Here is a 21,560-nt window from a genome sequence, read left to right as displayed (position 1 = left end):
GACCAAGCTCCCGTCGACCATCAAGATTGGCATCTTCGAGTACAGGCTGATCCACTGGGATCCAGAGGAGGCTGAAGCCGAGGCTGCAAGGGCGTCTGCCAGATATTCGCCTTCGAGATCAAGGGTAAACGGTACGAGAGGCCCACGGAGCCACGGACTTGGTGCGGACGGCCTACGCACCGCGCTTGAAGCGTATAGGCATCCAGAACTGCCGGAGGGCCTCGACGGTTGCTGGAATGTTGCGCCAGGCGTTTTGGATGATGGGCTGCGTTCCCAGCGTGCGCCGGGCCGGGGGTAGCAAGGGTCGACCGGCGTCGTCGATGCAATGGACCAAGATCGGCCGCAGCATAAGGTGTTCGGTTCCATTCGGGGGGAGAAGCCGCGACCAGACGAGAAGCCGAAGCTTCATGACGGCGTAGAAGCCCATGCACCAGGGCTGCGGGTCGACTTCGCCGTCCGGTGATCGCACGAACAGCGGCTCGAAGCTCTCCGGTCTCGTCGACAGCGTCTCGCTGATAGCGTTGTGGCGCATCAGCGTGGCGGCGATTGCCGAGAACTCCTCGGTGTCGTGATTGAAGGCGTCGGGATCTACGCCGAGGAGCGGGCACACCCATTCCTCGGACGCCATCGAGACCGGCCCGGCGACGACCGCGGCCACCGCGCCATCGAGCATGGAGAGCGACGTCGCCCGCGGATGCCGAAGCGTCGGCGACCTGGCGCGCTTGCTGATCCATTGCCCGAGCCGTTCGAACGACATGGCATAGTCCGCCATCGTCGTCTTGCGTGCTTTTCGCGTTCCCCGCCCTTGCTTCGGCTTCGTCATGCCACGGCCCGCTTTTCGGCTTCGCGTGCGGCCTTCCAGTTCCAGGCCAGAAGTTCGTGAAGCTGGTTGGTCTTCGTGGCGCCGCTCACCATGCGATCGAGAACGTCGACGAGATACGCCTCGGGGTCGAGGCCATTCAATTTCGCTGTGTTAAGAAGCGAAGCGAGTATCGCCCAGGTCTCGCCCCCGCCTTCGTCACCACTGAACAACGAGTTCTTTTTTCCGATCGCAATTGGCCTGATCGATCGTTCGACCGTGTTGGTGTCCGGCTCGAGCCGCCCGTCATCCAGGAACGTCGTCAGGCCCTGCCAGCGTTCGAGCATGTAGTCGATCGCCTTGATGAGCGTCGAGCGGCGGGAGATCCCGTCCTTCACCGCGATCAGACGGGCCCTCAACGCCTCCATCAGCGGCTTCGTCTCGGCCTGTCGCGTCGCGCGGCGTTCCCCAGCATCGAGACCGCGGATCCTCTCCTCGATCGCGTAGACGGCCGCAATGCGCTCGATGACCTCCGCGGCGAAGGGTGAGTTCGTCGTCTTGTGCACCCTCACGAAGTTGCGGCGCGCGTGAACGAGACAATACGCCAGCTGGATCTGGCCCGACATCATCGCATCGCCCGCCAGCGAGGCGTAGGCGGCATAGCCGTCGACTTGCAGCACGCCTTCGAAGCCGGCTAACTGCGCCACGATCTCCTTTTTGCCGCGACCACCTGCGAACACGTAGGCGACCGCCGGCGGCGCCGGCCCCTTCCACGCCCGATCGTCCGTCGCGTGCGCCCAGAACTGGCAGATCCTCGTGCGGCCGCGTCCCGGATCGAGCACTGGCATCGGCGTCTCGTCGCAGAACAGAGCTGGCCCCGCAAATTCGGACAGTAGCTTGAGTGGATTTTCTGCCTGACAGCGGCGAGGATTCTTGCTGCGAATCAGGAGCGAAGATGACGAAGAAGAGCCGCCGGACGCATTCTCCGGCATTCAAGGCGAAGGTTGCTTTGGCTGCGGTCAAAGGCGACAAGACACTGGCGGAGCTGGCGCAACTGTTTGATGTTCATCCGAACCAGATCACGATCTGGAAAAACCAGCTCCTGGAAGGCGCCGCCGGCGTGTTTGGGCATGACAAGACATCGGCCGAGACGCCGGTCGATTTGAAGGCGTTACATGCCAAGATCGGCGAGCTGGCGTTGGAAAACGATTTTTTGTCCGGCGCGCTCACCAAGGCGGGCCTGCTGAGCGCAAAGCGATGATCGACCGCGATCATGATCTTTCTATCGTGCGCCAGGCGAAGGTCCTGAAGCTGGCTCGCAGCACGGTCTACTATGAACCTCGGCCAGTTTCGGCCGAGGACCTTGCCTTGATGCGTCGGCTCGATGAGCTGCATCTCGATTATCCCTTCGCGGGAGCGCGTATGCTGCGATCGTTGCTGCGGCGGGAGGGCGTATACGCCGGTCGCCGCCACATCGCGACGCTGATGAAGCGCATGGGGATCGAGGCGGTCTATCGTCGCCCGAACACGAGCAAGCCGGCTCCGGGTCACAAGATCTACCCGTACCTGTTGCGCGGATTGAAGATCGAGCGGCCCGACCATGCGTGGGCAATGGACATCACCTACATTCCGATGCGGCGTGGCTTCGTCTATCTCGCGGCGGTCGTCGATGTGTTCAGCCGACGGGTCCTGGCCCATCGCGTCTCGATCACAATGGAGGCGGCCTTCTGCGTCGAAGCGGTCCAGGAGGCGTTGGCGAAGCACGGCAGGCCCGAGATTTTCAACACGGATCAGGGCAGCCAGTTCACCAGCCTCGAGTTCACCGATGTGCTGCTGGACGCGAAGATCGCCATCAGCATGGACGGCAAGGGCGCCTGGCGCGACAACGTGTTTGTCGAGCGGCTCTGGCGCACGGTCAAATACGAAGAAGTATATCTCCGCGCCTACGACAGCGTGTCCGAGGCGCGAGCGTCAATTGCCAAGTATCTGGCCTTCTACAATCAGGGACGCCCTCACTCGAGCCTTGACGGGCGCACGCCCGACGAGGCTTACTTCGGCACGCAAGCTATGGTGATGGCCGCATGACCGTCGCCGACGGTTTTGTCGTCGCTCTGGTCGGGCTACGCCCTCCCGACGCAACGACAAAACCGTAAAGCCCCGCGTTCAGCATAACCCGGCAGGAATCCACTTAAATCCAGCGGGGCGCTGTCCAAACAACCGGGGCCAGCTCTGAACAGCCGCTCGAAGCCGTGCATAGTCTTCAGTTGCAGATCGTAGAGGCCCCTGACCAGCCACGCCGCGCTCCCCATCCAGCGCGCCAGCGTCTGACGGTCGACGACGACACCCTGACCCGCCAGGATCTGCGTCTGGCGATAGAGCGTCGATTGCCAGGCATATTTGGCCGCGGCGATATGCGCGATCAGCGCCGTCGTTGCCATGCCGCCCTCGACGAGCCGCGCCGGTGCCGGGGCCTGGACAATCGGGCCCTCACAGGAGCGGCAGGCGTATTTTGGACGGATCGTGCGGAGCACGCGCAGCCACGCGGGAACCCGATCGAGCGCTTCGCTGCTCTCCTCGCCGATCCGATGCATCTGACCCGTGCAGCACGGGCACAGCGTGGACGCCGGCTCGATCACCCGCTCGACCCGAGGCAGATGCGCCGGCAGCGCGCCGATGTTGCGCTTCGCTTTGCGCCGCTCCGGCCGCGGCGCGTCCGGTTTGTCGTCATTGGCCGGGAGCTGTGAGCCGGCGGTCCGTTCCAGATCAAACGCGATCTGTTCGGCGCAGACGATCGCCGCGCGCTCCGATCGTGCGCCGAAGATCAGGCTCTTCAACGTGGCGATCTCTGCGCGCAGATCATCGTTCTCGCCTTCGAAAGCCAGCACCATCTCGGCAAGAGCCGCAGGGTCAGAGGGGAGATCTTCGGGGCGAAGCGCCATATCGCAGAGCTACACGAACGCACTCGCAATCGCCAGCAAAACAAGACGCTTCAGGCAACCTTCGTCGGCCGCTTCGTCACCTTCGGGACCACACGCGACCACTCCGCAAGACCTTCAATCAGCATCGCCAGTTGCGCCCCCGTCACCGGCATCGTACCCTCGCGAACAGGTGGCCAGGCAAAGCCCCCATTCTCCAGCCACTTCGTCGCTAGAACCATTCCCGAGCCGTCAAAAACCAGTAGCTTCAAACGATCCGATCGCTTCGATCGGAAGACATAAACGTCACCGCTGTAGGGCTTGCCGCCTAATCCCTCCGCTACCAGCGCGACAAGGCCATGAACGCCTTTACGAAAGTCAATCGGCTGCGTCGCGACGAACACACGGACCATTGGACCGAAAGAGATCATCGCGTCGATCTCACCGCCGCCAGCACGCGCTCCAGCGTCGCGGCGTCGACGCCGACGGGCACGCGCACCGTCGCGCCCGCGATCATCACCTCGATCCGCTCGGCCGGATCCGTCAGAACATGCGCCTTATCGATCGCGTTCGGCTGCGCCTCGACGGCGGCCTGGAGCCTGACTTGCACGAACTGCGGCGCTTCGCTCGACGCGAGCCGCGCCTGGCGCCGCCACACACTGAGCAGTCCCCGGTTCACCCCGTTGCGTCGAGCCACCTCGGAAATGCTCGTCTCCGGATCGGCACTCTCGGCCACGATCCGCGCCTTCTCCGCATCGCTCCAACTGCGCCGTCGCCTCTCCCCTGTGATCACCTCGATCCGCTGATAGGAGGCGGCATCATGCCCGTCTTGATGTCTGTCTTGATGCATGGAACGAGCGTCCCTCGCGTTGTCAAATCCACGCGCGAGTCTCGCTCATCCCGTCCACCTAAACGAGGTGGGGTCGTCGTACCGCTATCGATCAAGGTCCGCACCGACCTGCCTGACTTAGGCTTCGCCGAGACGCTCGAACACGAAATCAACCACGCCTGCTGGGACGCCGCAAAGCTGAAGAGCAGGGCAAGTGAAGAGACCGTCGTCAACCGACTGACGCCGGTCATGATGATGGCCCGGCGCGACAACCCGGAAATCTACGCCTGGATCGACCAGGCTATCGCCCAGAAAGAATGACCATGCTGAACGCAATGGTTGCTTCATCCAAGAAGCATGCCGAGGCGATGATCGCCTGGCTGCGCCTCAACCCGAAGGAATGGGAGCCGCTCGCATACGGCGACCCTGTCACGAAGCTCTATTCGAACGCAAAGCTCGTTCGACCGGGCGAGGGTATCGAGCAGGCGCACGCGGACTGGGTGCTCGAAAAGCTCGTCCCCAACCTGTGCCTTGCGATTTCGACGGTGCCGCCGAACTGGCGCATCCCGCAGGAGCACGTTGCCTGAAGAAAGCACGATGGCCAAGAAAAAGAAACGCATCAGCAAGGAGAAAGCTCTTGCTGAACTGAAGCTTGAGCGCAAGCGACGTCGCAAGCGCCTGGCTGCAAAAGGCTAACCCGGAGCTGTTTGTGTAACAGGGAGGCGCGCACCGAAGGGTTGTCGCGCACCGTCTGACCCAGCCCGGCCGCACGGCTGCGGGGTTTCCCCTCCTTTACCCGCCCCGTGCGCCAGAGAACAAATCAGCCGGCGCCCACCGGCTGCAAAACCTCTGGCCCCAACCCTTTCAACCAGGAAAAGACAATGGACAAAGTCAAAGCCGTTCACGAATACGCAGTGAACTGGGTTGCGGCGCATCCGGCCGCGACCGTGAATGCGATCATCGCAGTGGTCGTGCTCAAAGCCGTTCTGGTCATCTTCTGACCAACGAAATAGGTGGCCCACAGGACCGGTAGCCCATGCTGGTCCTGCTATTAGCCGTGCTATTGAAATTGAAACGTTTGAATCTGTTCCATTTGCACGCCTTTTTGTAAGCCTAACCCATCTACGACGTTGTAATGAATTATCTCACCTACCAGTGTCGCGCTGCAGTGATGGTCGCCACTGGGGTTTGGCACCATGCGGGAATTGAAACATAGAAAAGTTGGCGTGTTGGGTTTGATTTCTCCCGAGCAACGCCCTGCGCCGGATGGCCCATCGTAATGTGATTGTTTCGCCTCCATTGTCGCGGCGATAAAAGACCAGTCCTTTTTGGGGGCCAAACAGACCGACTTACTCCGTGTATCTTCCGAGAAGGCGTAAAGTCCGACCGTTTTTTCCTCTCCAGGTTGAGGCTGCCAAATCTCTTGCTCAGGCTTGAGAACGAGACGTTGCGGAAGATAGGCGTCAGCCGTGCCATGGATTGCATTTGCAATGAGCAGCAGGTCTATCGCTCCAGAGCTAAATTCGAGATTAACAGTGCAGGGGACTTTATCTCTCAACGCGTTTTTAGCGGAAAGACATTCCTTTCCGGCTACGACCTGGACGTCTTTCTCTTTGTCCTTCGGAATAAGAATATCGTCCTTTAGTTTGGTATCGGTCGAAACACCTGGAGCGACGGGGTAAGCGTACCACTCAAGAATCAATGTGACCGCTTTTGCCGACGAAGCCTCGAACCTCATCGATAGTCCCCTCCTGTCCTGCATGCACTTGGACCAAGCCTCCAAAATCTTAGGGTCGCCCGACGCCAACAAAACGGATGATTCATGGTTCAATACGGTGCTTACATCCAGCTTCGTTCGAAGCTCCTGAATATAACGCTTCACATCGTCCTTATTGAATTTACCGCCAAAAACTATGCCGGCCCAACTCATTGAGCCGTCGTGAGATAGTTTCTCGTCGGTTTGCTCATCGGTCTTCTGCGCAAATTCGGCAGCAAGTATTTGAAGAAAGAAGGTGTGGGATCTCAGTTGGGTGGTCGTCATCGTGCCATTGACCAAGACGTCTTTGCACCCATTGTCCGCAGAAGCTGGAGAGGCGAACCCGCTAATGATCAAAGCCGACAGAACAGCAAATAGCGATTTCATGAATACACCTCTCAAGGAGAAAGAGAATCCGATTTGAAATACTCCTTAAAATAGTGCTCCGAAACGGTGTTGGAGTCAAAGCGAAAACAAAAACGGCATTAGGTTGCGAATTCGTGGGGAAGGCCTTGATCTCGAGCCCGCCCCAAATTGAAGCGCCTAAACGCCGGGCGCTTTTCGCGGCGATGTCAGCTCGTGGCACTTAGCGTCGTTTCGCTGCGATGCGAAATTTGGTCGCTTTCGGGGCATAGCGGACTCTGGCAAACCGTCAGCCTGGCAGATTTATGTGTTCACGGCCTAAATTTCTCGGTGCCAGCCGAAACGTCAAATAATGAGCTGAGCGCAGGATATCTCGGAGCCGTTGGGCCTGCGCCCGCTAACGGCTCTGCCTAATTCGCCAAGGTAGCTCAACGGTAGAGCAGCGGACTCATGACCTGCAGGTCGTTGGTTCAACTCCTCCCGCTGGCACCAACCCAAACCCGCCTCACGAACCCGAGTGCCAGACAACCCATCGCGCGGCCTGGTCCGGAAGTAAGAGGCGGGCATCCAATTCACGCCATTGAAAATTCATGCATCGGAGTCCTCCGGCGTAGGCGCGCGGTCTCCAAAACTGTCGTGCGAGGTTTCGAGTACCTCCTCCGGTGCCAGCTTTCAAACAAGGAGAACGTCATGACCATCAAGCAAGCAGCCAAGAAGGGCGCAGTCCAGCTGCTCGAAGCCGGCGCCAAGAAGAAGACCTGGACGCCCGCCGAGAACCGGCAGTGGACCAAAGCCTTCAACGCGCTGATGCGCCTAGCCGGCGAGTAATGTGGGTCTTCAAGCTGCTCAGCTTCGTCCCTGGACTGGCGTCCGGGTTTCTGGAGTGGCTCAACAAGAAGACCGACGCGGATCTGGGGAAGTGGAAGACCGCAGTCGGCGGTGACGTCACGCTGAACGTGGCGGAGCTGCGCTACAAGGTCGAGGTCGCCCGCATGGCGGCCGAGATGCGCAAGGACGACCGCGAGCATTGGTTCACGGCCTGGATGGTCCCCACCGCCTTCGCCGTCCTGTTCACCCATGTCGCGGCTGTCGTGTTCGACAGCATGCCGCTGTTCGGCCACGAGGTCGGAAGCTGGCAGATCGCGGCGTTGCCGGCCCCCTACAACACCATGCAGGAGCAGATCGTGCTCACGATCTGTGGCGTGGCCGGCATTTCGTCCCTCAAAAAGATCTTCTCGAAATGAAACCGCTAACCGACACCACCTTCATCGAAGCAATCGAAGGTGCCACCAAGCCGATCGTCATCAAGTTCGAGGCCAAGTGGTGTCAGCCCTGCAAGGCAATGACACCGCTGCTCGTCGATATCGAGAAGCAGCTCGGCGACCGCGTCGACTTCTACTCGGCAAACGTCGAGCACTGCATGCTCGTGGCGCAGCGCTACAAGGTCAACCAGATCCCAGCCCTGTTGGCGATCGACAAGGGCGTCGTGACCGCAATGCGGACCGGCGCCGCTTCCAAGGCTGAGATACTGCAATGGATCAAGACCGCGCTGCCGGCCCCGGAAGGACCGTAGGCTTCACCATCGACTTCGTGTCGATGACCATCGTCTACGAGGGCGGCTTCTCCATCCCGATCATCGCCATGTACGACCGCTTCGACATGGAGACCGACGACCCTGAGGAAGCGGAAGTCCTCGACGTTGCGATGCCGCCAGACGGCATCATCGTGACGATGGTCATGGATGACCTGTTCGACATGGACTGCGTCATACCCGACATCAAACATTAGCCCGGGCCGGCCTCTGCCGAAAGGCATGCTCCCGGGCTCAGTCAAAGAAGAAGAAAAAGAATGGCTGATCTACCCAAACGTCGCCGCGGCCGGCCGACGAAAGAGGAAGCGGCTGCCCGCGAGGCCGCAGCCAAAGCCGCCGCCGAGAAGGATGCCAAAGAGACCGCTTTTCTCGATGAGCTTCTTTCTCGTCCCGTCGGACCTCGCAAGACGAAGCTCCAACCTGATGAGGATACGCTACGTGCTCTGGCTGAGATCGCCCGCCTTTTCGGCACACAAGAAGAGGCCGCCGCAATCCTCGGTGTAAGCCCTCGGACCCTGACCAACTTCTTCAACGCCTATCCCGAAGCGCGTGAGGTCTGGGACGACGGACTGATGCACGCCAAGGTCTCGCTGCGAAGAAAGCAGATGGCGCTGGCCGACAAGAACGCGCCAGCGTCCATCTTCCTCGGCAAGAACTACCTCGGCCAGAAGGACGAGAACCACACCAACCTGAACGTCCGCAAGGAAGCGGCTGAGATGTCGGAGGACGAGCTGCTTGAGCTTGCCAGCCGCGCCCGGAAGCCGAAGGCGGAGGAGAAGAAAGAAAGCGTCCACTGATGAAGGGCCGACGTACCTCAGAGGATGTGCGTCGGCAACGCATCGCGGCGCTTATGAACCCTCACCGGCCGGTCGTCGCACCGGCCCCCAGCGAACCACGGTGGGAAAGTCAGAGACCGGCTGACCTTCCACGGCCCGTAGTCATCGCTCCACCCGAGCAGATCGAACCGCCCAAGGAGCCCGAACCCGTTCGGGAGCCGGACCCTGCTCCAATCATCGACACCGGTCCAAAGGAGACTACCATGCCATTCGTACCCAACATGCCCACCGTCGTGATCGTGGGCGCAGACAAAGGCGGCGTCGGCAAGACCACGCTGTCCCGCGTCATCCTCGACTATTTCGGCGCTCAGGGCCTTCAGACCCGCGCTTTCGACACCGAGAGCCCGAAGGGCAGCCTGAAGCGCTTCCACCCCTCGATCACCGAAGTCGTGAACCTGCGCGACTCCGATGACCAGGTGAAGGTGTTCGACACCATCAGCACCTCTTCGATCACCCTGATCGACATCCGCGCCGGCCTGTTGACCGACACGCTGACGCTGCTGACCGAGATCGGCTTCCTCGACATGGTCAAGGACGGCAAGATCAACGTCGCTGTCATGCACGTCATCGGCTCGACGATGGACTCCTTCGGCGAGATCGAGGCGACCTCGAAGCTTCTCGCCGGCTCCAAGCACTGCGTCGTGCTCAACCGGAACAACAGCGCGGAGTTTTTCAAGGGCATCGACGACACGGCCCGCCAGGCGCTCGGCCTCGGCAGCGCGGTCATCGACGTTCCGATGCTCGATCCGCGCGCCATGGAGCACGTTGACGCGGCCTCCGTGCCGTTCGCCGAGTTCGAGAAGGACCCGAAGTACTCCTTCGTGATGCGCGGCAAGGTCCGCCACTGGGAGAAGCAGGTCTTCGCTCAGCTCGACGCCGCCGACTTCAACATCCACTAAGGGCTGTTCTCAGTCCGTTCGATTTCGGAAAGAAGTTGCCCGTGTTTGGAAAAGTTTTTCCGGACACGGGACGTTCCGCGAACCCAACTAGTCCCCTGACGGGATCGCGTCACCGCGCGACCGCAATACTAAGTCCTGAACTGACAGGACGATCCGCTTGGCCAGCGGGCGTGGGGACCTCCTTTTTTCACTCTGACCGAGTCGCCGCTTCGGGGGCGTTCGCCGCACGCGGCCTCGGTCGGAGTTTAAACTCCAACCAGAAAAATGAACCCGTACACCGATGTCTCCCCCGAGGAGGCAGCGGCCGAAATCCTGCGTCGTAGGAGGGGCCGCGAGCACCTCATCGATTTCACGCAGTACACGCTCCCCAAATATTACGCCGACCCGTTTCACTTCAAGGTCGCCGACGCGCTGGAGCGAGTGGAGCAGGGGCTGTGCAAACGCCTGATGATCTTCGCGCCTCCGCGGCACGGCAAGTCCGAGCTGTCGACCCGGCGCTTTCCGGCCTACTTCATGGCCAGGAACCCCAGCAAGAACATCATCTCGGCGTCGTACAACTCCGACTTCGCGACGACCTTCGGCCGTAACGTCCGCGACATCATCAAGGGTCGCGAGTTCGAAAGGCTCTTTCCGAGCGTCAAGATCAGGTCCGACCTGCGCGCTGCCGACGAATGGCAGCTCGATTACGATTGCGGTGGCGGTCAGTATTACGCGGTCGGTGTCGGCTCCGGTACCACCGGTAAGGGCGCCCATCTCTTCCTGATCGACGACCCGATCAAGGACCGCAAGGAAGTCAAGTCGGCCTCGTTCCGCGATGACCAATGGGATTGGTACCGCGACGTCGTTTACACCCGTCTCGAAGAAGACGCCGCAATCGTCCTCACGCTGACGCGGTGGCACTACGACGACATCGCCGGCCGCCTCATCGAGCTAATGAACGACGGCAAAGGTATCCCGTGGGAGATCCTGTATCTGCCCGCGCTGCCTTACGTGAAGAAGACGCCTGACGGCGAAGTGATCCTCAATGAGGATGGCACCGTCCCTGGTGATCCGCTCGGCCGCAAGCACAACGAGCCGCTCGCGCCGCACCGCTTCTCGTACAACGCACTGATGGACCGTCTCGACGTTTTGGGCGAGCGGTCGTTCGCCGCGCTGTACCAGCAGCAGCCGATGTCCGACGACGGCGGCATGTTCCGCGGTGACTGGTTCGTTCCAGTTTCCGTTGCTGATCTGCCGGCTCGCCGCGTCCGCGTGCGTGCCTGGGATTTGGCCGCATCTGCTGACGGCGACTACACGGTCGGCGTCCTGATGTCGAAGGACGCAAGCGGCATCTTCTACATCGAGAACATCATCCGCTTCCGCGGCTCACCGCTCGAAGTCGAAAAGAAGATCTTCGAGACGGCCAAGAACGATGGCCGCTCCGTCCAGATCTTCCTCCCTCAAGACCCAGGCCAGGCCGGCAAGAGCCAGGTCCAGGGCTTCATCCGCCGGCTCGCCGGCTACATCGTCAAGACTGCACGCCCCACCGGATCGAAAGAAGTCCGCGCTGCTGCATTCGCCGCGCAGGCGGAGGCCGGCAACGTGAGAATGGTGCCAGGTCACTGGAATACCTGCTTCACGGATGAGTTGGAGACCTTCCCGCTTGGTACCTATGACGACCAAGTGGACGCGGCTTCCGACGCATTCAACACGCTCCTCGGTCCAAAGAAGGCGGCGGTCCTTGACTGGTAACGTCAGGACACCCCACCACAATGGCTGCTAACGCCACCGACCAAAATGTCTATACGCCGTCGCCACAGACCGGCAACCCGGGCCAGCTTTCGTCCGCCGCGACGACGATGCAGGCCCGCACGGCGATGCTCCGCGCCGTCTATGGCGGCACCGAGACGATGCGCGCCCAGGCGCAGACCTTCCTGCCGCAGTACGACAAGGAGTCGGACACGCGGTACCAGTCTCGCCTTGCATCGACCTTCGCGCTCAACAAGCTGCGTGAGGCGGTTGACGCCGCATCGGCGAAGCCCTTCCGCACACTCTTGAAGGTGCTCAACGGCGATCCAGACCTCGACATGTGGGTGCAGGACATCGACCTGCTCGGCACACACCTGCACGTCTTCGCCCACCAGTTCTTCAACAATGCCATGCTGGACGGCATGTGCCACATCCTGGTGGATCACCCGGACACCTACAATCTGCCGAACCTCGCCGCCCAGAAGGCGGCTGGTCCCCGGCCGTTCATGAAGCTGTTCAAGGTCGACGACGTGGCTGCCGCCTACGACCAGTATGTCGGCGGCGACACCAAGACGGTCCATGTCCGCATCCGCAGCCAGCGCGCTGCCCGCGACGGCTTCAAGGAAGTCCTCTACAACCAGATGCGGGTGATCGAGATCGATCCGACCAAGACGTCCGGTATCGTGCAGCTCTGGGAGCAGAAGGCGACCTCGGGTGGCTCGAACTGGGACTTCATCGGCGAGACGCCGCTGACCAACATGGCAGAGGTGCCCTTCGTCACGCTCTATGCCGGCGAAAAGGAAGCAGACTATACCGTGCGTCCTGTGTTCATCGATCTCGCCTACAAGCAGATCGAGCATTGGATCTCGTCCTCGGATCAGCGCTCCATCCTCTCGGCGGCCCGCTTCCCGATGCTGGCCTGCTCCGGCGTCCAGATCGACCCGGACGACGAGGCACAATTCGCGATCGGCCCGTACAAGGTTCTGTACGCTCCGGAGGCCAACGGTCGCTGGTACTACGTCGAGCCCAAGGGCACGGCGATCGACTCCGGCATGAAGGATCTCGAAAAACTTGAGATGCAGATGGACATGATGGCGCTGAACCCGGTCACGGGCACACACCGTCAGTACGTCCCGCAGAACGAGCGCGACATCCAGGAGACCCGGGTCCACTCGGTCGTCCACGACATGGCGATCAACTGCCAGGATGCGCTGGAGAAGGCGATCCGCTTCATGGGGCAGTGGACCAGCAAGGACTACAGCCAGGTCACCGCCGTCCTGAACACCGAGTTCTCGAACACGAAGGACCGGCTCGCTGAAGTCGCGCAGCTCGCCAGCCTGTGGGCTCAGCGCGGTCTGTCTCGCGAGGTCTTGCTGCAGGAGATCCGAGCCCGCAACCTCTTGGGCGATGACTTCGACATCAAGGCGGAACTTGCGCTCTGGGCCCAGGTTGATCAGCTCATGCAGGCGAACCCTGATAACATGTTTCCTGGTCGATGGACTCAGGCAGACCCGGCCAAGGCTGGCGGTGCCGGCGGCGCGGCGCCGGCAGGGGGTTCAAGCTCCTCGTCGACCGCACCGGCTGCTAACCAAAACCAGCCAAAGCCCGACTTCCCGCCCGGTCAGCTGCGCCCGAAAAAGCAAATCTGATTGACTTGCAGGAATGCAAGTGCTACTTGCCGCGGTCCCATGGCTGAGATCGAACTGACATTCAAGGCTGAACCGTATTACTGCGAGCCCTGCTCTCTGAAGCAGGGCACGCTGGTGCAGGAGCTTGTCAGGATGATCCCGAAGTCCGTGGTCATGTTCGGTAAGCTGGTCGGCGACGAGTACTACTGCTGCCCGATTTGCTTTGACCCGAAGTTCAACGTCAAAGGCAAGACGAAGGTCAAAGATGGAGCCCGCATCAAGCAAAAGCCTGTGGCAGAAGACCCTGGCGCTGTTCGAGCTGGACGAAGCGACCCTGGCCCAGCGCCGTCTCCAGTCCGGCTCGTCTCAGATCGAGATAGTTCCGACTGAGCCTGTCTCGCCACAGGTCATCGAGCTGCGCCGGGCGAATCGACTCCGGAAGCTGCTGATCCTGATGCTCTTCGCGGTGACCATGCCGTACTGGCTGCCGGGGTTCCTCTCGGCAATTTTCGTCATCTGGGTCCTCCTGGTTTCGAAGTAGCCCCGTTTGCAGGGGGCTTGACAAAACCGGGGTACTGTGCTTTTTCATTTGCTTGAATGCAAATGGAGTGCCCGTGCAGCTCTTCCACCGCAACATCTTGGTCGAAGCCTTCAAATCGCCCCTGTGGGGCCAGGTTGCCGACGAAGTCCCGCCCCCGTGGCTGGTCCGTGGCCTTCAGTCCGGAGAGCTGGTGATCAATCGCCTCGGAGGTCTCACGATGAACACCCCGCACGGCGTGCAGTCCTGCACTGCGGGCGACATCATCGTCCTCTTCGCTGATGGATCGCTCGGGTTCGAAACACCCGAAACGCTCGAACGAGACTTCGAGCCCGTCATCGCGGAGGAGCTGCAGCAGGCAGCCTAACTACCCCTCTCATCAGAGAGCCTCTTCAAGCCGCTCAGGGACGACCTGGGCGGCTTTTCAGTTTCCTCACTCCACCACTTCCCCCGCTCGTGCCAACGCATGGGCGTGGCTCTTTTCGGCGGCCTTCGCCGGGCCAGTAAGTCGGCGACATGTTTCTTATCGCGCTCCCCGGTCGGGTTGAGCGCGGTTTCAGCGGTCTCAGCTCGCATCCCGCACAAGACGAGCAGAGATACCCAAGAGCGTGTCGCACGCCCACGCCACCGCTGAACAAAACCAATTCGCCAGCGCTGATCAATCGAGAGCCGGGACGGCCTCGAAGCGACCAGTGCCGGCAAAATCGATTCCCCGGTCCTCGGGGATATCGCCGGCTCAGTGGCGGGATGCCCTGGGCCTTTTATCACGAGGGGCGGGATGCCCCGCATTTCCGGGATGGATATGCTTAAAGCAGTCGTAACTGATCTCAACACCGTCGAAGAAGGTCATCGCGGGTTTTATGTCGAGAAGGACGGGAAGTTCTTCCTCAACGTGACGCCGATCGATGGTTTCCAACTCGACAACGTCCAGGGCCTCAAGAGCGCCCTCGGCGCGGAGCGCAACAACGTTGCCGTTCTGACCGAGCAGCTCAAGCCCTACCAAGGCCTCGACGCCGCCGCGGCTCGCACTGCGATCGAGCGTATCGGTGCCTTCGGTGAAATCACGCCGGAAGCCGCCAAGACGGCTATCGAAACGGCGCAACGACTGGCTGCACTCGATCCCGAGAAGCAGGCCGAGCAGATCGCCACCACCAAGCTGGAGACCTTCAAGGGTCAGCTCACCGCGCAGTTCAACCTGCGTGAGACCGAGCTGGTCACCCAGGTCAACGGCCAGAAGGCGACGATCGAAAGCCTGACGGGGCAGCTTCAGTCCGTGATGGCCGATGGCCAGATCAAGGCTGAAGTCGCAAAAGCCAACCCACTGGACGACGCGCGGGATGCCGTCGAACTTCTGGTGAGCAAGTACGTCCGGTCGTCCATGAAGGACGGGAAGGTCGTCGTCGATGTCATCGACACCAACGGCAACCCCCGCATCAAGGACCATAACGGAACCCCCTTCACCGTCGCCGATCTCGTCGCTGAGATCCGCGAAAAGAGCGCGTCTCTCTTCAAAGCCGAGGAGAAGCGCGGCATGGGGCTCACCCCCGGCCACAACGGGACTCCCCCGGGCGGCGCCAAGCAGCCGAACCCCTGGGTCAAGGAGACCTACAACCTGACGCAGCAGATGCTGCTCGAAAACACCAAACCTGAACTGGCCAAGCAGCTGAAGGCTGTAGCCGGCGTCACGGACTAACACCCCAAAACGTCTCATTCACTGCAGCGCCGGGACGCATTGCGCCCCGGCGTTTGCACGAATGCAAAAAGCTGCCATCAGAAGCAAAGGCCAGTCAAACCTCAAGAGTGAGAAATGACTGAGACTCGTCTCGCGGACATGATTGTCCCGACCAAGTTCAACAAGTACGTCCAGGTCCTGTCGACCCAGAAGTCCGAGCTGTTCCAGTCGGGCATCATCACCGACCTGACCAGCGTCATCGACGCCGAGATCGAAGGCAAGACGGTCAACATGCCGTTCTTCAACGATCTCGATGCGTCTGACGCCGAGCAGGTGCTCGACGACACGACCGACCTGACCGTCAGCAAGATGACGTCGGGCCAGGACGTGGCCGTGAAGCTCCTGCGCGGTAAGGCGTTCGGCTCGACCGACCTCGCCGCCGACCTGTCCGGCGCCGACCCGATCGACGCAATCGCCAACCGTTTCGCCGACTGGTGGAACAAGCGCATGCAGACCGCTCTGCTCGCGACCCTCGCTGGTGCGATGGGCTCGGCCGACATGGCGGCCAACGTGAACGACATCTCCGGCCTGACCGGCGGTGCCGAAAACTTCGATGCCGACTCGTTCATCGACTCCGCCTTCTTGCTCGGCGACGAGCAGGGTGGTCTCTCCGCCGTTGCGGTCCACTCGCTGACCCTGAAGGCGATGGTGAAGGCCGACTTGATCGACTTCGTGCCCGACAGCCAGGGCAAGCTGACGATCCCGACCTACCTCGGCAAGACCGTCATCGTCGACGACAGCATGCCGGTCTCCGGTGCGGGCGCGAACCGCGTGTTCACGACCTACATCTTCGGCCCCGGCGCGGTCGGCTTCGGTGAGAAGTCGCCGAAGGTGCCGGTGGAAGTCGAGCGCCAGGCTCTGAAGGGCATGGGCCAGGAGTACATCGTGAACCGCCGCCAGTGGGTCATGCATCCCCGCGGCATCAAGTGGCTCGGCACCAACCAGGCCGGCGTCACCCCCGCGAACTCCGAGCTGGCCGACGTCGCCAACTGGAAGCGCGTGTACGATCCGAAGATCGTCCGCATCGTCGCCTTCAAGCACAAGCTGGCGGCCTAATCGTCTGACCCCAGACGGTTAACACCTGAAACACAAGACCCTCCTCGGTGAAAGCCGGGGAGGGCTCTTTGTGACACTGGAGACAATCATGATTGGAGCGAAGGGCTTTCGAGCCCGTGAGGCGGCTGCGAACTACAAGCGCCGCGATCGTCGGCTCGTTTCTGACGAAGTCCGTGCTGTTCGTGCAGCTCAGCTTCCCGGCGTGTCCTACCACGCGAGCGAGGAAGTGACGGATGACGTGGCTGCAAAAGCTGCTGCGGAAGCCGCCGTCAAGGAAGCCGCCGAGAAGGAGGCTGCCGAAAAGGCTGCTGCCGAAGCCGCTGAAAAGGAAGCTGCCGAGAAGGCCGCCGCCGAAACCACCGAGCAGGCTGGCGATGACGGCGGCGAGCAGGCCGGCGAAGAGACCGCCGCCGATAAGCCCGCCAAGAGCAAGAAGAAGAAGTAATCATGCCCTACGCGACCAAAGAGGACATCGACGAGCTTTACGGCACTGACCTCCTTGTTCGCGTAGCCGATTACAACAAGGACGGCACGCCCGACCCGGAAGTCGTGGCGCGCGGCCTTCAGTCCGCCGACGAGGTCTGTAACGCCTACCTGTCGGCGCAGTATACCGTCCCGGTCGTTCCAACGCCGGGCGTCGTCCGGACCTGTGCCATCGACATCGCCATCTACAAGATGGCGCTCGGGCGCGGCGTCCGCACCGACGAAATGCGGGTGCGCTTCGAAGATGCGCTCGCCATGTTGGAAAAGATTTCGACGGGCAAGGTCGGTCTCGGCCTGCCGCCGGTCACCGGCACCGACGAGAACGGCAACCCGGTCACGACTGATCCGAACGTCAAGCGGAGCGGGCGCAGCTTCGATACCTGGAGGGCCTGATGTCAGGCCTTCAGCTCAAGATCGACGCCAGCGACTTCAGCCGGCTGACCAAGCGACTCGAGCGACTGCTCCACCAGGCCGATCACATGCGGCCGGTCATGCAGCAAGCCGCCGAGTACATGGTCAATTCGACCAAGAACCGCATCCTGCGCACCAAGCGCGGGTCTGACGGTGAGAAGTGGGCGGCGATCAGCGCGCTGACGGCAGAGCTGAAGGGCTCCACCGCCATCCTGCTCGAGCACGGCGATCTCGCCGGCAGCGTCCAGGTCGGAGACGTGAGCGATCACGGCTTCATGATCTTCACCGACGCCGAGCAGGCCAGCTGGCTGCAGAACGGCGTTCGGCGCGTGAAGGGCAAATACCGGCCGAAGAAGCCGTCGCCGCAAATTCCGCCGCGCCCGTTCATGGGCTTCTCGCAGTCCAACATCAAGCGGATCTCCAAGATGATCCGCGACTACCTCGATGAGTAGCAGCAGATGGGAAAGATCACTGAGTTCCGTCAGAACGTCATCGACGGGCTGAAGGGCCTCATCCCGCAGCTGGACGTCGACTGGTACGACGGTTTGTTCGACGAGCACGACATCGCTGACTGGGTCCTCAAGACCCCCTGCGCGCGTGTCGCCGTCATGAATGTGCCGACCGAGCACCACAGCACGGGCGAGCTGAACGCTTGCCTCCGCGTCGTGTGCGTCTTGATCGATGAGAACAAGTTCGCCTCGCTCGATGGCGATGGCCGCGCCTGGGACATGGTCGAGCAGGTCGCGATCTGGGCCAACCAGAACCAGTTCGGCAACAAGGACGCAGGTCCCGCCGACAAGGTCAAATTCCAGCGACTGAGCCAGCCGGTGCTGCGCCGTGAGGGCGTGACCGTTGGCGTGGTCGAGTGGGTCAGCGACCTCATGATCGGCACCAACAAGGTGCTGGGCCGCGACTTCGTCTGGTTCAACGGCAAGATGGTCACGCAGACGCCGAGCACCACGGTCACCGCTCGCGGGAACGTCCACACGCAGCGCTACGGCGACACCGAAGAGTTGGATGTAACACCAGAGGTTCCATAATGGTTCGCGCAATCCATGCCATGGAGCGCCGGCTCCAGGACTTGGAGCGCAAATTTCAGAACAAAGAGCGTCTCGGAAAGATCGTTCAGGTCAAGTACGAGAAGGATCGCTGGTACGTCAAAATGAACGATGGCGATGACCAAACGCCGTCCGGAGGCGAGACGTTCTCCAAGCAGGACACCTTCAAGAGCGGCTGGATGCCTTGGCAGGCCCACTCGCACTCCACCATCAAGTATTCGACGCCACCGAAAGTCGGCCAGCACGCTTTGCTGCGGTCGGTCGGTGGCCACGCCGAGCTGGCGACCGTCGAGCCCTATCACTATGGGCCGGACACGCCGTCGCCGCACGGCAAGCAGGATGAAACGGTTGGCCTGATCCACGAGAAAGAGGATCAGCAGCACTGGGTCCACCAGACCAAAGACACCAACCACCTGATCATCAAGTCCAAGAAGCAGGGCGGCGGTCTCCCCGGACTCGGGGACATCGGCGGCCTCGGCGACCTTGCAGGTCTCGGTCAGCTGGCCGGCCTGAGCGGCATGGATTTCTCCAGCATGCTCGGCGGTCTCGGCAACCTGGGCAATCTCGGCAACCTCGCCAACCTCGACATCTCGAACCTGACCAACCTGACTCAGCTCACGCAGCTGGGCGGCCTCACCAACATCTCGCAGCTCGCTGACATCGGCAACCTGGCCAAGATGGCCGGCCTGCCCGATCTGGCGCAGCTCGGCAACGTCGTGAACATCGCACAGCAGGTCAAATCCGCTGGGCTGATGGGCGTCGTCGGCAAGATGATCGGCGGCGGCGCCGGCGGTGCAGCCGGCGTCCCGGCATCACTCGGCGGCTCTGGCGGCGGTGGCTACGGTGGCGGTGGTTCGGGCAGCGGTGACGCTGCTGGCAGCCAGTCGCAACAGACTGAGGCCCCGAAGCTTCCCGAAATCCCGGAAGATGGCGAGGACGGCGTCACGCAGGTGAAATCCACGAAGGAGTCCGTTCTCAAGACGGTCGGCAAATTCAAGTCGTACTACCGCCAGGACGAGAAGCTGGTCCACATCCGCTACGGCGAAAAGGACGCCAAAGGCGACGTCCTGATGGACGAGAACCAGGTCAAGATCCAGTTCAAGGACAAGAAAGCGCTCGTCAAGTGGACCGAGGAAGACCTGACGGTCCAGTTCGGCGAGGACGAAAACGCCAAGATGGTGATGACCGAAGAGGACATCACGATAACTCAAGGCGGCGAAGACGCCTCCAAGATCTACATCACCGACCACGAGATCGTCGTCTCGCAAGGCGAGGACGCCTCGCGCGTCACGATCCAGGAAGACTACGTCGAAGTGAAGGGCGCTGCAGAGTGCTCGTGCGGCGTCGATGGTCGCTGGGTCTACATCAACCAAGGCCGGGTCAATCTCGGCGTTGGCGGGCCGAAGGAAATGGCTCAAGTGCGAGTCATGACCGAGGCGGGCCCTTCAAACAGGGTCTGGGCCAACATCGCTTAAGAAAGAGAACAATGAAAGCCTACACCGTTATCCGATCCTTCTTCCGCAACGGCATCGAGCAGGAAGTCGGCGCCGTGATCTACGCGGTCGAGAAGGAAGTGAAGTACCTCAAGCACGCGGTCGCCGAGAAGGTCGCCGAGGTGGCACAGAAGGTCGAAGCAGCTGTCGCCCCCGTCGAGCCCGCCCCCGCGCTGGGTGCGGAAGTGACGGAGACGCCGGCCGATGGCGACGTCAACTGAGCACCTGGTCGACATCGACCGTGAGACGGGCGAGCTGATCCAAGGCTGGCCCCGCATCAAGCAGAGCATCTACGTCATCCTCACCACCCGGCTGCGCAGTCGTCTGATGCGGCTGTGGTGGGGATCGAACTTCATCGACATGCAGGACAAGCCCGGCAACGAAGAGGTCATCTTCGGGGGCATCATGGCGGCCATCGCCGCCATCAACGCCTACGAGCCGGAGTTCAAGGTGACCAAGGTCGCGATCGACGCATTCGACTCGACCGGAGACATCACCTTCACGGTCGATGGAGTCGACCTGATCGATGCTCAGCTGAAGAGGATTAAAGCAACGATCTAAGGGAGCCTCCCAATGCCCAGTTTCGAGTCTCCCGCGCTTTACATCGATTTCGCGAGACTTCCTCCTCCTCAGGTCATTGAGGAGATCGACTACGAGGTGCTGCTCAAGCGGTACCAGGACGACGTGGTCTCCAAGAATGACAAGCTCGCGGCGGCTATCGCCCTGGAGCAGTCACCCACCAACATCATCCTCGAGGCTGAGGCCTACGGCGAGATGATCGTCCGCAAACGGATCAACGCCGCGGCGCGTGCCAGCATGCTGCCGTTCGCGACCGGTTCTGACCTCGAAGTCATCGGCGCCCGCTTCAACGTGGCGCGCATGACTGATGAGAAGAACGATCGGCTCCGCAGGCGCATCCAGCTCTCGATGGAGAGCTTCACGACCGCCGGCAGCCCTGGCGCCTACATGTTCCACGCGCTTAGCGTCTCGACGTCAATTCGGGATGTGACCGCGGTAGCGGAGCGGGGGACGGGCAGGGTCACCGTGACGATCATGGCCGATGGCACCAACCCGGTGCCTTCTTCGTCCCTGGTCGACGCGGTCTATGACCGGCTCATGGAAGACGGCATCAAGCCGTTGACAGACGACATCTCCGTTCTGCCGGTCGTCAAGGTGCCGGCTGATCTCGAAGCAAAAATCACGCTCTACCCTGGCCCTGACGCCTCAATCGTCGTCGCCGACATCAACAAGTCGCTGAACGCGCTGCGCAACCGTGTCTCCATGATCGGTCGCGATCTGAAGCGCTCGGCGGTCCTTGCGGCCCTCACTCAGGAGGGCGTGCAGAACGTCGAGATCGACTTCCAGGACATCAACGTCGGAACTGACAAGGTCGTCTGGATCGAGTCGGCCAGCGTGAGCGTGGCAACCACCCGCGAGGAGTAATC

At 61.4% G+C, this 21,560-nt stretch carries 29 protein-coding genes and 1 tRNA gene; 24 read left to right on the top strand and 6 right to left on the bottom strand.

Annotation, left to right across the window (positions count from 1 at the left end; translation table 11 throughout):
• Window positions 1-172: 172 nt before the first annotated feature.
• Both ABIF91_RS08030 and tnpC read right to left on the bottom strand, forming a co-directional pair.
• Window positions 173-823, bottom strand: a complete 651-nt coding sequence (locus ABIF91_RS08030) for a UPF0149 family protein (protein ID WP_063712394.1) — start codon at window positions 821-823, stop codon at window positions 173-175.
• Window positions 820-1,791, bottom strand: a complete 972-nt coding sequence (gene tnpC, locus ABIF91_RS08025; protein ID WP_424578995.1) for an IS66 family transposase — start codon at window positions 1,789-1,791, stop codon at window positions 820-822. Before tnpC ends, ABIF91_RS08030 begins: the two co-directional genes overlap by 4 nt.
• Here tnpC and ABIF91_RS08020 point away from each other — a divergent pair.
• Window positions 1,755-2,884 (top strand): IS3-like element ISRj2 family transposase gene (locus ABIF91_RS08020; RefSeq protein ID WP_129557670.1). Its coding sequence is split into 2 segments (ribosomal slippage): window positions 1,755-2,007 and window positions 2,007-2,884, totalling 1,131 coding nucleotides; the frame shifts between segments, so codons are not numbered across the junction. The genes tnpC and ABIF91_RS08020 overlap by 37 nt on opposite strands.
• Window positions 2,885-2,919: 35 nt before the next feature.
• On the opposite strand, the gene ABIF91_RS08015 is transcribed toward ABIF91_RS08020, so the two are convergent.
• From ABIF91_RS08015 to tnpA, 3 genes are read right to left on the bottom strand one after another with little or no spacing between them, the layout of a single operon-like run.
• On the bottom strand, window positions 2,920-3,738 hold the full coding sequence (locus ABIF91_RS08015) for an IS66 family transposase zinc-finger binding domain-containing protein (protein WP_424578994.1): 819 nt from the start codon (window positions 3,736-3,738) through the stop codon (window positions 2,920-2,922).
• Window positions 3,739-3,788: 50 nt separating this feature from the next.
• The gene (tnpB, locus tag ABIF91_RS08010; RefSeq protein WP_018273742.1) at window positions 3,789-4,145 is read right to left on the bottom strand and encodes an IS66 family insertion sequence element accessory protein TnpB; all 357 of its coding nucleotides are present in this window, start codon (window positions 4,143-4,145) and stop codon (window positions 3,789-3,791) included.
• Window positions 4,142-4,564, bottom strand: coding sequence for an IS66-like element accessory protein TnpA (gene tnpA / locus ABIF91_RS08005; RefSeq protein WP_424578819.1), 423 nt, complete (start codon window positions 4,562-4,564; stop codon window positions 4,142-4,144). The genes tnpB and tnpA overlap by 4 nt, the downstream gene beginning before the upstream one ends.
• Here tnpA and ABIF91_RS08000 point away from each other — a divergent pair.
• Window positions 4,535-4,864 (top strand): hypothetical protein, encoded by a 330-nt coding sequence (locus tag ABIF91_RS08000; RefSeq protein WP_424578993.1) that lies wholly within the window; start codon window positions 4,535-4,537, stop codon window positions 4,862-4,864. The genes tnpA and ABIF91_RS08000 overlap by 30 nt on opposite strands.
• Complete coding sequence (locus ABIF91_RS07995) at window positions 4,861-5,130, top strand: hypothetical protein (protein WP_424578992.1); 270 nt, start codon at window positions 4,861-4,863, stop codon at window positions 5,128-5,130. Before ABIF91_RS08000 ends, ABIF91_RS07995 begins: the two co-directional genes overlap by 4 nt.
• Before the next feature lie 473 nt (window positions 5,131-5,603).
• Here the strand turns inward: ABIF91_RS07995 and ABIF91_RS07990 are convergent, their stop codons facing one another.
• Complete coding sequence (locus tag ABIF91_RS07990; RefSeq protein WP_424578991.1) at window positions 5,604-6,686, bottom strand: hypothetical protein; 1,083 nt, start codon at window positions 6,684-6,686, stop codon at window positions 5,604-5,606.
• Between the two features lie 570 nt (window positions 6,687-7,256).
• Between ABIF91_RS07990 and ABIF91_RS07985 the strand changes: the two genes are divergently transcribed.
• From ABIF91_RS07985 to ABIF91_RS07885, 21 genes are all read left to right on the top strand, one after another.
• Window positions 7,257-7,330 (top strand) — tRNA-Trp (locus ABIF91_RS07985).
• 22 nt (window positions 7,331-7,352) lie between these two features.
• Window positions 7,353-7,490, top strand: coding sequence for a hypothetical protein (locus ABIF91_RS07980; protein ID WP_424578990.1), 138 nt, complete (start codon window positions 7,353-7,355; stop codon window positions 7,488-7,490).
• Complete coding sequence (locus tag ABIF91_RS07975; protein WP_424578989.1) at window positions 7,490-7,906, top strand: hypothetical protein; 417 nt, start codon at window positions 7,490-7,492, stop codon at window positions 7,904-7,906. Before ABIF91_RS07980 ends, ABIF91_RS07975 begins: the two co-directional genes overlap by 1 nt.
• Complete coding sequence (locus ABIF91_RS07970) at window positions 7,903-8,235, top strand: thioredoxin family protein (protein WP_424578988.1); 333 nt, start codon at window positions 7,903-7,905, stop codon at window positions 8,233-8,235. The genes ABIF91_RS07975 and ABIF91_RS07970 overlap by 4 nt, the downstream gene beginning before the upstream one ends.
• Window positions 8,236-8,258: 23 nt before the next feature.
• Entirely contained in the window at window positions 8,259-8,450 is a 192-nt protein-coding gene (locus tag ABIF91_RS07965; protein ID WP_424578987.1) for a hypothetical protein, read from the top strand.
• A 60-nt stretch (window positions 8,451-8,510) separates the two neighbouring features.
• Complete coding sequence (locus ABIF91_RS07960) at window positions 8,511-9,050, top strand: hypothetical protein (RefSeq protein WP_424578986.1); 540 nt, start codon at window positions 8,511-8,513, stop codon at window positions 9,048-9,050.
• A gap of 242 nt (window positions 9,051-9,292) precedes the next feature.
• Window positions 9,293-9,988 carry a hypothetical protein gene (locus ABIF91_RS07955; RefSeq protein WP_424578985.1) on the top strand — a complete coding sequence of 232 codons (696 nt, stop codon included), beginning with the start codon at window positions 9,293-9,295 and terminating at the stop codon, window positions 9,986-9,988.
• A gap of 264 nt (window positions 9,989-10,252) precedes the next feature.
• The gene (gene terL / locus ABIF91_RS07950; RefSeq protein ID WP_424578984.1) at window positions 10,253-11,719 is read left to right on the top strand and encodes a phage terminase large subunit; all 1,467 of its coding nucleotides are present in this window, start codon (window positions 10,253-10,255) and stop codon (window positions 11,717-11,719) included.
• 20 nt (window positions 11,720-11,739) lie between these two features.
• Window positions 11,740-13,365 (top strand): DUF4055 domain-containing protein, encoded by a 1,626-nt coding sequence (locus ABIF91_RS07945; protein ID WP_424578983.1) that lies wholly within the window; start codon window positions 11,740-11,742, stop codon window positions 13,363-13,365.
• Window positions 13,366-13,609: 244 nt separating this feature from the next.
• Window positions 13,610-13,885, top strand: coding sequence for a hypothetical protein (locus ABIF91_RS07940; protein WP_424578982.1), 276 nt, complete (start codon window positions 13,610-13,612; stop codon window positions 13,883-13,885).
• Between the two features lie 73 nt (window positions 13,886-13,958).
• Window positions 13,959-14,249 carry a hypothetical protein gene (locus ABIF91_RS07935; RefSeq protein WP_424578981.1) on the top strand — a complete coding sequence of 97 codons (291 nt, stop codon included), beginning with the start codon at window positions 13,959-13,961 and terminating at the stop codon, window positions 14,247-14,249.
• Between the two features lie 411 nt (window positions 14,250-14,660).
• Complete coding sequence (locus tag ABIF91_RS07930) at window positions 14,661-15,575, top strand: hypothetical protein (RefSeq protein ID WP_424578980.1); 915 nt, start codon at window positions 14,661-14,663, stop codon at window positions 15,573-15,575.
• Between the two features lie 114 nt (window positions 15,576-15,689).
• On the top strand, window positions 15,690-16,670 hold the full coding sequence (locus tag ABIF91_RS07925; RefSeq protein WP_424578979.1) for a major capsid protein: 981 nt from the start codon (window positions 15,690-15,692) through the stop codon (window positions 16,668-16,670).
• An 88-nt stretch (window positions 16,671-16,758) separates the two neighbouring features.
• Complete coding sequence (locus ABIF91_RS07920; RefSeq protein WP_424578978.1) at window positions 16,759-17,115, top strand: hypothetical protein; 357 nt, start codon at window positions 16,759-16,761, stop codon at window positions 17,113-17,115.
• Between the two features lie 2 nt (window positions 17,116-17,117).
• The gene (locus ABIF91_RS07915; protein ID WP_424578977.1) at window positions 17,118-17,546 is read left to right on the top strand and encodes a phage protein Gp36 family protein; all 429 of its coding nucleotides are present in this window, start codon (window positions 17,118-17,120) and stop codon (window positions 17,544-17,546) included.
• Complete coding sequence (locus ABIF91_RS07910) at window positions 17,546-18,016, top strand: phage virion morphogenesis protein (RefSeq protein WP_424578976.1); 471 nt, start codon at window positions 17,546-17,548, stop codon at window positions 18,014-18,016. Before ABIF91_RS07915 ends, ABIF91_RS07910 begins: the two co-directional genes overlap by 1 nt.
• A gap of 6 nt (window positions 18,017-18,022) precedes the next feature.
• Window positions 18,023-18,604, top strand: a complete 582-nt coding sequence (locus ABIF91_RS07905; RefSeq protein ID WP_424578975.1) for a hypothetical protein — start codon at window positions 18,023-18,025, stop codon at window positions 18,602-18,604.
• Window positions 18,604-20,097, top strand: coding sequence for a hypothetical protein (locus tag ABIF91_RS07900; RefSeq protein ID WP_424578974.1), 1,494 nt, complete (start codon window positions 18,604-18,606; stop codon window positions 20,095-20,097). Before ABIF91_RS07905 ends, ABIF91_RS07900 begins: the two co-directional genes overlap by 1 nt.
• 11 nt (window positions 20,098-20,108) lie before the next feature.
• Entirely contained in the window at window positions 20,109-20,336 is a 228-nt protein-coding gene (locus ABIF91_RS07895) for a hypothetical protein (RefSeq protein ID WP_424578973.1), read from the top strand.
• Window positions 20,320-20,676, top strand: a complete 357-nt coding sequence (locus ABIF91_RS07890) for a GPW/gp25 family protein (RefSeq protein ID WP_424578972.1) — start codon at window positions 20,320-20,322, stop codon at window positions 20,674-20,676. The genes ABIF91_RS07895 and ABIF91_RS07890 overlap by 17 nt, the downstream gene beginning before the upstream one ends.
• Before the next feature lie 12 nt (window positions 20,677-20,688).
• A complete protein-coding gene (locus tag ABIF91_RS07885) occupies window positions 20,689-21,558 on the top strand; it encodes a baseplate assembly protein (protein ID WP_424578971.1) in 870 nt (289 codons plus the stop codon).
• Window positions 21,559-21,560 lie beyond the last annotated feature (2 nt).

The organism is Bradyrhizobium sp. USDA 241, assembly GCF_049739505.1.
GTDB lineage: Bacteria > Pseudomonadota > Alphaproteobacteria > Rhizobiales > Xanthobacteraceae > Bradyrhizobium > Bradyrhizobium liaoningense.
The sequence above is the reverse complement of the archived record's forward strand: the minus strand, read 5'-3'. Positions and strand labels throughout refer to the sequence as shown.